This is a genomic window from Polaromonas sp. P1_G2 (assembly GCF_056405515.1).
Genome location: NZ_JBFUBY010000162.1, coordinates 1 through 9,630, shown reverse-complemented (window position 1 = coordinate 9,630; position 9,630 = coordinate 1). Strand labels below are relative to the sequence as shown.

Genomic DNA, 9,630 nt, shown 5'->3' with positions numbered 1-9,630 from the left:
TGCAGGCACAGGGCGGGCGCTACACGCTGGAAACCGTATCGCCGGCCGGCGAGTACCGCTACGAACAGATCGAAGCCATCCGCGAAGTGCTTCCCTGGGAACACTCGCTGGCCGCGGTGATCTTGCGCGGTGCGGCGCCGTCCACGCGCATCGTTTCATTCACTGTGACCGAAGCAGGTTATTACCTCGACACCCATGGCAAGCTGGACCTGTCTTTCAGCGATCTCGCAGCGGACCTTGAACGCGCACGCCGCGGCGAGGCCGCGGAAGAGGGGGGCGAGGGCGTGACCATCTACGGCGCCGTCTGCGCGATCCTGCGCGCGCGCAAGGCAAGGCAGGCCGGCCCGGTAACCCTGCTCAACTGCGACAACCTGCGCCATAACGGCGAGCGCTTCCGTGACGGGCTGCGCGAGTTCATCGAACTTGCGGGCGATAGCGACCTGCTCTCGTGGGTCGGCGCCAACACCCTTTGCCCGAACGCCATGGTCGACCGCATCACGCCGCGCCCGCCGCCTGAGCTGCGCGCTCGCGTGAAGGCCGCCACGGGACGCGACGATGCGGCGGCGGTGACGGGCGAGAGCTTCATCCAGTGGGTGATCGAAGACCGGTTCGCGGCCGGGCGCCCCGACTGGGGCCGTGTGGGCGTTGAGCTGGTCGAATCGGTGCAACCCTATGAAGAGGCCAAGATCCGCATCCTCAATGCCACGCACAGCTGCATTGCCTGGGCCGGCACGCTGCTGGGGCTGGAGTTCATTCATGAAGGCACGCAGCATGCGGCGATCCGGAAAATGGCCTGGGACTACGTGACCGACGACGTGATCCCCTGCCTGAGTTCGCCTGAAGTCCCGGGCCCGATCGACCTTGCGGCCTACCGGGACGTGGTCATCGACCGCTTCGGCAACCCTTCGATCCGCGACACCAACCAGCGCGTGGCGGCCGATGGATTTTCGAAGATCCCGGGCTTCATCGCACCCACGGTGCGCGAGCGGCTTGCCATGGGGAAGCCGGTCGACAGCGTCGCGATGCTGCCTGCGCTGTTTCTCGCCTTCCTGCAGCGCTGGCATCGCGGGGAACTGCCTTATGCCTACCAGGACCAGGGCATGGACGAGGCCGTGGCGCACGCGATCTGCGGCGCTGCCGATCCGGTACTCGCGCTGTGCTCGGACGCGGCGCTGTGGGGGGCCGCCGCGGGTGATGCACGGCTCATCGAGGCCGTGCGTAGCGCGAGCGGGCGCGTGGAAAATTTTGTCAATTCGGGAGCCGCGAGATGAGCGAACGCTTGAAAAACCGCCACGTGCTGTTGACCGGCGCCGGTGGCGGCATAGGCCTGGCGGTCGCCGAGGCCTGCGTTGCCGAAGGTGCGCGTTGCAGCGTGGTCGACCGTGCGGTAACGGCGCCCGAGGCGGTGGGCGCGCTACAGCAGCGTCATCCCGGCCGGCTGGCCTACATCGCTGCGGATGTCACGGACGCCCAGGCGATTGCGCGCCTGCTCGCGGAGGCACGGGCCGCTTTGGGTCCCATCCATACGCTTTTCAACAACGCGGCCGTGTTCGACCTCGCGCCCCTGCTCGACAGCGACGAGGATTCTTTCGACAGGCTGTTTGCCGTCAACGTGAAAGGCATGTTCTTTGTCATGCAGGCCGTGCTTCGCCACATGGTCGAAGCCGGCGCGCAGGGTGCGTCGGTCATCAACATGGCCTCACAAGCCGGCCGGCGCGGCGAAGCGCTGGTGTCGCACTATTGCGCGACCAAGGCCGCGGTCATCAGCTACACCCAGAGCGCCGCACTGGCCATGGCGCCCCATGGCATTCGCGTCAACGGCATTGCCCCCGGTGTGGTCGACACGCCGATGTGGGACCATGTCGACAGCCTGTTTGCCAGGGCGGAAGGCCTGCCGCCGGGAGAAAAGAAGCGGCGCGTGGGCCTCGAAGTTCCGCTTGGCCGCATGGGTGTTCCGGCCGACATCGCGGGCGCGGCGGTATTCCTTGCCAGCGATGAGGCACGCTACATCACGGCGCAGACCCTGAATGTCGATGGTGGTAACGTCATGAGCTGATTTTCCCGGGCTTGAACGCGATGAATGACGACTTCCATCTGTATCTCGACAGCGCCGACCTGGCCGAACTGCAGGCCTGCCTCCCGCACCCGGTGGTCCACGGCGTGACAACCAATCCCACACTGCTGCGGCGTGCGGGCATAGGCCGTTCGGCCGWGCCCGGCTTGCTGGCGCGTTGCATCGACCTGGGCGCGCGGCAGGTGCAGGCGCAGGTGTATTCGAGCGAGGTCGACGGCATGCTCGAAGACGCGCAAGAATTGCTGTCGCACTTCGACCGGGGCCAATTGGTCGTGAAGATTCCCGCCACCCGCCAGGGCCTTGATGCCGGCGCGCGGCTTATCGCGCAAGGTGTTCCTGTCACGTGGACGGCTGTCTATGCGCCCGAGCAGGCGCACTTTGCCGCACAGCTGGGCGCGGCGTATGCGGCACCCTACCTGGGACGGCTCGAGGACGCCGGTGCCGGCGGCTTGGCGCTGATCGCGCAGATGCAGGCGTTGGTGGCGCGGCGGGCTTCGTCCGGCACCCGCCTGCTGGTGGCGAGCGTCCGCTCCCGCGAGGCCTACCTTTCCTTGCTGGGGCTGGGTGTGGGGGCCATCACGATTCCGCCGCGCCTCTTCGCGGAATTGCTCGATCATCCCGCCACGCTGGCTGCCGAGCGCGGATTCCTGGCCGACGCCGGCGCCTTGCCTTGACCGAGAATCCACCATGCGCATTGCAATCACGGGCGAGGCCCTTATCGATTTCACCGCCGGCGAGGCCGGCACGCTGGCCTTCCTGGGCCATGAGGGCGGCTCGCCGCTCAACACGGCCGTCGCCTGTGCCCGCCTCGGGCAGCCCACCGGTTTCCTCACGCAGCTGTCGACCGACCTGTTCGGCGAACGATTGATGGGGTTTCTCGAACGCAACGGTGTGGACACCCGCTTCATCCTGCGCAGCCATGCGCCGTCAACCCTGGCCTTCGTCGAGCGCACACCGCAGACCAACCGCTATGCCTTCTATACGCGCGGCAGCGCCGACGCGACCTGGGCGCCTGAGCCGCTGCCGCAGTTGCCGGCCGACTGCCGCTTTCTCCACTTCGGTTCGATCGCACTCCTGCAGGAGCCTGCCGCCACGCGCATCACCGATCTGATGGCCGCCAACGCCGGGCGCCGTGTGATCGTGTTGGATCCCAACGTGCGGCCCAGCCTGATTCCCGACATGGTGGCCTACCGTGCGCGTGCCATGGGCTGGTTTGCGATGGCCGACCTGGTCAAGCTCAGCGACGAAGATGCCGAACTGCTGGCGCCCGGCAGGGCTGCCGACGCACTGGCGGCGGATTGCCTGCAAGCTGGCGCGCGCGCGGTGATCGTCACGCGCGGCGCCGGCGGCGCCACGCTCTGGCGCACCGGGCACGAAGCGCTTGCCGTGGCGGCGCCGAGCGTCAAGGTGATCGACACCATAGGCGCGGGCGACACCTTTACGGCCGGGCTCTCGGTTTCGCTGCTTGCGCATGGCGTCGAACACCCGGCCCAGCTCGGTGAGCKGGGCGACGGTGCATGGCGCGAAGTGATGCGCTTCGCCGCCATGGCGGCCGCACTGAACTGCACCCGCGAAGGCGCCGATCCACCCACGCTGGAAGCCGTTCGCGCCGCGCTCCCGCGGGAGGACAATGAGGCCCTTGCTCCCCGGTCCTGATACAGGCTGCCATGACCACGTCCACATCCAGACGCGCTATACCCCGCCAGCGCCAACCCGAGCTGGAGCGCGACATCGCGCGCTCTCCCTTGCTGGGCTACGAGGCCCCTGAAACCGGCCTGGTGCGCTGCCTTGCACACGGCTTTCCGAGCCCGCTGGTGCGCTGGCATTTTCATGAAGAGTATGAACTGCACCTGATCACCGAGACCTCGGGCAAGGCCTTTGTCGGCGACTGGATAGGGCCGTTCCAGCCCGGCCATCTGGTGCTGTGCGGCCCGCGGCTGCCGCACAACTGGATTTCGCTCGACGTGCCCGAAGGCGGTGCCGCGGGACGCGACCGGGTAATCCAGTTCCACCACGAACCCATCGAACGCGCGGCGGCCGGGATTCCCGAGCTGCGCGAGGTGATGCAATTGCTCGAACGGGCGCGCCACGGCATCGAATTTTTTGGCCTGTCGCAACAGGCGCAAATGCACTGGGACAACATCAAGGCCGCGCGCGGGGTGCGCCGCCTCGGCCGATTCTTTGAGTTCATGGCCGACCTGGCGCAATGGACGGACTACCGGCTGCTGTCGAGCGTACAGATGCAAGGGGCGCAGGGCGCCGATGGCGATGCGCAGGTCGACCAGATCAACGGCATCGTCAACCGCATGACCGCCAACCTGGCGGAGCCGATCTCGATGTCGGCCGTGGCGGCCGAACTCGGCATGAGTGAAAGCCGTTTCAGCCGCTTCTTCCAGCGTTCCACCGGCAACAGCTTTACCGACTTCGTCAACCGCGTGCGCATCAACAGCGCCTGCCACATGCTGATGCAGACCGACCACAAGGTCACCGACATCTGTTACCAGGTCGGGTTCAACAATGTGGCGAACTTCAACCGGCGTTTCCTGGAGATCAAGGGCATGACGCCCACCGAGTTCAGGCGCCAGGCCGATGGCCGATTCGGCCGGCCAGCCTGATTTTCCCGGTTATCCCCGCTTCTCCGGCAGGCGTGGAATCAAAACTGGTAGCCCAGCTGCACCGTGAAGCAGTTGGGGTCCAGCCTCACGTCAATCGTCTGGCCGGTGCTCAGCGTACCGCGCGTCTTGAGCAGGGTCTTGGTGTAGCTGCCTTCCACAAACCATTTCTCGGTGAGCTTGTAGACCCCCCCTATCTGAAAGGATGGGGCCAGCTTGGATTTGAAGGACACCCCGGTGGGCGGGCCGCCGGGGTTGGTCAGCGCGGTCAGCAGGGCGCTGCCTTTTTCCTTGTAAAACCGCACGTAGGACAGGCCGGCGCCCAGGTAGGGCCGGAAGCTGGCGTTGGCCTCGAAGAAGCGGTACTGGCCTATCAACGTGATCGGCAAGGCCTTGGTTTCTGCCACCTTGCCGAAACCCGCGAGCACGCCGTCGCCGGTGACGTCATGCCGGAATCCCAGGCCCAGCGGCAGGTGCAGGTTCAGGTGGTCGGTGWTCATGTAATTCACCGCGCCTGTCAGCCGGGTGTCGTTGCTGACGCCGACGCGCACATTCGGTATGTTGCCCGTGAGGCTGTCGCTGTCCACCGAAGGTTTGATGCGCGTGACGCCGGCCGAGAGGGACCAGGTGCCGGCCTGCTGCGCGAAAACGGGGAGGGCGAAGGCAGCAGCCATGAGGGCCGCGGCAATCAGGTGGGGTCTGGAAAGAGTCATGGGCTGGTGACCGTTGTGGCGTTTTGGAGGGTTCATCCAGTGGATCGATGCGTCTCATGGTAGCGGCAAGCGCCGGTAAGCGCTGCCTTCCGCGTGGTTTTAAGGGGCGTGGGTGAAGCGCAGACGCAACGCCCTGGCCAATTGAAAACGTTCTTCGTACAAGGTTTGTACGGATGCGGACAAAGCGGCTTGCGCGCCCCAAAATCGGCCGCTGCCCCGGTCCCGGCCGGCCGCGGTAGCCCTGCGGGACGGGCCGCATTATCATGCGGCAGGGAATTCACCCTGTTTACACCTTGTGAGGAGGATCACTGTCATGAATTTCGGCCAAGCCATCTCCACCTGTTTTTCCAAATACGTCACTTTTACCGGCCGGGCATCGCGGCCGGAGTTCTGGTGGTTCTTCCTGTTCCAGATCATCGTCCTGATCGTCACCGGCATGATCAGCAACATCCTGTACGGCATCGCCGCGCTGGCGATGCTGTTGCCGGCAATCGCGGTGGGCGTGCGGCGCCTGCATGACATCGGCAAGACCGGCTGGCTGATGCTGATCGGCCTGATCCCGCTGGTCAACCTGCTGCTGCTGTACTGGTGCGTGCAGCCCTCGGAAGGCCCCAACCAGTATGACGAAGGCGCCGCACCCGCGGCACCCGCCGAGCAATAAAAAAAGGGCCGCGAAAGCGGCCCTTTTTGATGGAGCGAGAAGCTCAGGCAGGCATTACATGCCCATGTCGCCCATGCCGCCCATACCACCCATGCCGCCTGGCATGCCGCCGCCGGCGCCGGACTCTTCCTTCGGAGCCTCGGCAATCATGGCTTCGGTCGTCAGCATCAGGGATGCGACGGAGGCTGCGTTCTGCAGTGCGGTGCGGGTGACCTTCGTGGGATCCAGGATACCCATTTCGATCATGTCGCCGTAGGTGTCGTTGGCGGCGTTGAAACCGTAGTTGCCCTTGCCGGCCAGCACGGCGTTCACGACCACAGAGGCTTCGCCGCCTGCGTTGTAAACGATTTCGCGCAGGGGGGCTTCGATGGCGCGCAGCACCAGCTTGATACCGGCGTCCTGGTCAGGATTGTCGCCGGCGATCTTGCCTGCAGCCTGCTTGGCGCGCAGCAGCGCCACGCCGCCGCCGGCCACGATGCCTTCTTCCACGGCAGCGCGGGTAGCGTGCAGTGCGTCTTCAACGCGGGCCTTCTTTTCCTTCATTTCGACTTCGGTGGCAGCGCCGACCTTGATCACGGCAACACCGCCGGCCAGCTTGGCCACGCGCTCTTGCAGTTTTTCACGGTCGTAGTCGCTGGTCGCTTCTTCGATCTGGACACGGACTTGCTTGACGCGTGCTTCGATGTCGGCAGCGGCGCCGGAACCGTCGATGATGATGGTGTTTTCTTTGCCCACTTCGATGCGCTTGGCCTGGCCGAGGTCTGCCAGCGTCACTTTTTCGAGCGACATGCCGACTTCTTCAGCGATGACCTTGCCGCCGGTCAGGCAGGCGATGTCTTCCAGCATGGCTTTGCGGCGGTCGCCGAAGCCGGGGGCCTTCACAGCCACAACCTTCAGGATGCCGCGCAGGGTGTTCACCACCAAAGTTGCCAGGGCTTCGCCTTCGACTTCTTCGGCAATGATCAGCAGCGGACGGCCGGCCTTGGCGACTTGTTCCAGGGTAGGCAGCAGGTCACGGATGTTGCTGATCTTCTTGTCGTAGAGCAGAACAAAGGGGTTGTCCAGCAGTGCGGACTGCTTTTCAGGGTTGTTGATGAAGTAAGGGGAGAGGTAGCCGCGGTCGAACTGCATGCCTTCGACGACGTCGAGTTCGTTTTGCAGGGACTTGSCKTCTTCGACGGTGATSACGCCTTCKTTRCCRACCTTGTCCATCGCGTCGGCAATGATCTTGCCGATGGATTCGTCGGAGTTGGCCGAGATCGAGCCGACCTGGGCGATTTCTTTCGACGTGGTGGTGGGCTTGGAAGCCTTCTTGAGCTCTTCGGTCAGGGCCAGCACGGCCTTGTCGATACCGCGCTTCAGGTCCATCGGGTTCATGCCGGCGGCAACGTACTTCATGCCTTCGCGGACGATGGCTTGTGCCAGAACGGTGGCGGTGGTGGTGCCGTCGCCGGCGTTGTCGGAGGTCTTGGAAGCGACTTCCTTGACCATCTGCGCGCCCATGTTCTGCAGCTTGTCCTTCAGTTCGATTTCCTTGGCGACGGACACACCGTCCTTGGTCACCGTGGGGGCGCCGAACGAGCGCTCCAGAACCACGTTACGGCCTTTGGGGCCCAGGGTTACCTTGACGGCGTTGGCCAGGATGTTCACACCCTCGACCATGCGTGCGCGGGCTTCGCCGCCGAAAATGACGTCTTTTGCTGCCATGATTAATTCTCCAGATTCAGTTAATTAAGGATTTGGGGTGGGTGAGAAATTACTTCTCGACCACTGCAAACAAATCTTCTTCTTTCATGACGAGCAGTTCGTCGCCGTCGACCTTGACGGTCTGGCCGCTGTATTTGCCGAACAGCACGCGGTCGCCGACTTTCACGCCCACGGGGCTCAGTTCGCCCTTGTCGTTTTTCTTGCCTGGGCCAACGGCCAGCACTTCGCCTTGATCAGGCTTTTCAGCGGCGCTGTCAGGAATGACGATGCCGGAAGCGGTTTTGGTTTCGTTTTCCACGCGTTTGACGATCACGCGGTCGTGCAAAGGACGAAGTTTCATGAGAGCTCCTTGTTTGAGAACACTGGTTTTGGGAATCAAAAAGCACCCGGCTGGAAGTGGGTGCTTGTTAACTTTGGTGGGATTGATCGGGCTTTGTTAGCACTCAATACCATCGAGTGCTAATCATAGGGGCAATTGGGGTCCATTTCAAGGCAAGGGCCGGAAAACCTGCTTTTTGGGGTGGCGGCGGGTGTTGCGGAGCGCCGTTGGGCCAGATTCCGTCAAAACCGGCCCGTTTGGCGACCGCGGTCACACGGCACTGCGCGCCTTGCTGGGCGCGTGGCCGATGACGCGCTTGAACGCCCGGCTGAAGGAGGCCTCGGAGTCGTAACCCAGCCGGTCGGCGGCCGTGGTGACACGCATTCCGTCCTGCGCGATCCAGTTGCGGGCCTGGAACATGCGGATGCGGGCCACGTACCGGGCAGGGCTCTCGCCCACCGACTCCTTGAAAGCCTGGGCAAAACGTGACCGCGATGCGCCCATGATGTTCGCCAGTTCCGGCACGCTCCAATCCTGCTCCGGCGTCGCATGGATGGCGGCCAGCACCTTGCCCACGCCGGGCGAGCGCAGCGCCGCGATCCAGCCAGTCGAGTTGCTGCAGGCGCATTCGACCCAGGCGCGGATGATGGTCGCGGCGAGCACATCGGCCATGCGGGCCAGGATGCCGCAGGCACCCATGCGGTTGAGCGAGGCTTCTCGCTCCATCGCCTCGAGCAGCATGGGCACGCCCGGGTCGCGCTGCGCCAGGTCGCCGGCGCGGATCACCCCCGGCATCATGGCCAGCAAGGGGTGCTGGGAGTCGAGGTTGAACTTCATGGTGCCGCAGAACATGACATGGGACGGTGCTTGCGCCGCGGGCGCTCCGTCCCGCAACAGATAGATATCGTCCGCGACCCGCTCACGATCGAAGGTCGCGAGGGCCACCGGCGGAACCTCGGGTGAACTGGCCAAGGTGTGGGCCGTGCCGCGCGGCAGCAGCACCGCGTCACCGGCCTTCAGTTCCATCCACCCGGACGGCTCTGTGTATAGCCAGCAATCTCCGCTGCCGACGAAATGAAAACGCGCGGTGGCTTGCGCTCCAAAGGAAATCGCCCACGGCGCGTGCATCAGGCAGCGGCCGTACTCGACACCATCCAGGCGCAGGCCCAGCAGGACCTGGGTGAGGGGATCGGGCCCCGCGGCGGGCGGGCCTGCGCCTTCATGAGGGGGCTGAACGACGGGCGTGAAAGTTCTGGAGGAATCGTCAAGCATTTCGGCTCTTTCGCCATGGAAATGTGTCGATGCTAGGCCTAAGCTGGTCACCCTGTCCTCAACAAGGCTTCATATCTCATGCCATCCAATTCCTCTTCTGCCTGCCTGGATCCGCTGGCTGCCGGCGCAGGCCCTGCCAACAATTCATCCGGCGAGGCCGCCGCTCTCTGGCCGGCGGTCGCCTCACTTTCCCTCGGCGTGTTCGGCCTGGTCACGGCGGAATTCCTGCCGGCCAGCCTGCTGACCGCCATGGCGGCCGATCTCCATGTCAC

Annotated in this window: 10 protein-coding genes and 1 pseudogene; 7 read left to right on the top strand and 4 right to left on the bottom strand. The window is 64.6% G+C overall.

Features of this window, described 5'->3' with window-relative positions; translation table 11 throughout:
* The 5 genes from dalD to AC1D0P_RS16455 form a co-directional block, all read left to right on the top strand.
* A partial coding sequence (gene dalD, locus AC1D0P_RS16475; protein ID WP_477677730.1) for a D-arabinitol 4-dehydrogenase occupies positions 1-1,271 on the top strand: 1,271 nt, incomplete at its 5' end.
* Positions 1,268-2,056: an L-iditol 2-dehydrogenase gene (locus AC1D0P_RS16470; protein WP_477677729.1), complete on the top strand. Its 789-nt coding sequence runs from the start codon at positions 1,268-1,270 to the stop codon at positions 2,054-2,056. The genes dalD and AC1D0P_RS16470, both read left to right, overlap by 4 nt.
* A gap of 20 nt (positions 2,057-2,076) precedes the next feature.
* Positions 2,077-2,748: a transaldolase family protein gene (locus AC1D0P_RS16465; RefSeq protein ID WP_477677728.1), complete on the top strand. Its 672-nt coding sequence runs from the start codon at positions 2,077-2,079 to the stop codon at positions 2,746-2,748.
* Between the two features lie 13 nt (positions 2,749-2,761).
* Positions 2,762-3,730 carry a carbohydrate kinase family protein gene (locus tag AC1D0P_RS16460; RefSeq protein WP_477677727.1) on the top strand — a complete coding sequence of 323 codons (969 nt, stop codon included), beginning with the start codon at positions 2,762-2,764 and terminating at the stop codon, positions 3,728-3,730.
* A gap of 11 nt (positions 3,731-3,741) precedes the next feature.
* Positions 3,742-4,689, top strand: a complete 948-nt coding sequence (locus tag AC1D0P_RS16455; RefSeq protein ID WP_477677726.1) for an AraC family transcriptional regulator — start codon at positions 3,742-3,744, stop codon at positions 4,687-4,689.
* 38 nt (positions 4,690-4,727) lie between these two features.
* Here the strand turns inward: AC1D0P_RS16455 and AC1D0P_RS16450 are convergent, their stop codons facing one another.
* On the bottom strand, positions 4,728-5,399 hold the full coding sequence (locus AC1D0P_RS16450; RefSeq protein WP_477677725.1) for an OmpW/AlkL family protein: 672 nt from the start codon (positions 5,397-5,399) through the stop codon (positions 4,728-4,730).
* Positions 5,400-5,712: 313 nt separating this feature from the next.
* Here AC1D0P_RS16450 and AC1D0P_RS16445 point away from each other — a divergent pair, with 313 nt between their 5' ends.
* On the top strand, positions 5,713-6,060 hold the full coding sequence (locus AC1D0P_RS16445; RefSeq protein ID WP_477652401.1) for a DUF805 domain-containing protein: 348 nt from the start codon (positions 5,713-5,715) through the stop codon (positions 6,058-6,060).
* Between the two features lie 54 nt (positions 6,061-6,114).
* On the opposite strand, the gene groL is transcribed toward AC1D0P_RS16445, so the two are convergent.
* The 3 genes from groL to AC1D0P_RS16430 all read right to left on the bottom strand — a co-directional run bounded on the left by groL (position 6,115) and on the right by AC1D0P_RS16430 (position 9,358).
* Positions 6,115-7,767 carry a chaperonin GroEL gene (groL, locus tag AC1D0P_RS16440; RefSeq protein ID WP_477677724.1) on the bottom strand — a complete coding sequence of 551 codons (1,653 nt, stop codon included), beginning with the start codon at positions 7,765-7,767 and terminating at the stop codon, positions 6,115-6,117.
* A 49-nt stretch (positions 7,768-7,816) separates the two neighbouring features.
* Entirely contained in the window at positions 7,817-8,107 is a 291-nt protein-coding gene (locus AC1D0P_RS16435) for a co-chaperone GroES (protein WP_007872916.1), read from the bottom strand.
* A 249-nt stretch (positions 8,108-8,356) separates the two neighbouring features.
* The gene (locus AC1D0P_RS16430; RefSeq protein ID WP_477677723.1) at positions 8,357-9,358 is read right to left on the bottom strand and encodes an AraC family transcriptional regulator; all 1,002 of its coding nucleotides are present in this window, start codon (positions 9,356-9,358) and stop codon (positions 8,357-8,359) included.
* Positions 9,359-9,436: 78 nt separating this feature from the next.
* Here AC1D0P_RS16430 and AC1D0P_RS16425 point away from each other — a divergent pair.
* Positions 9,437-9,630, top strand: a pseudogene (locus AC1D0P_RS16425) (MFS transporter); the annotation flags it as partial.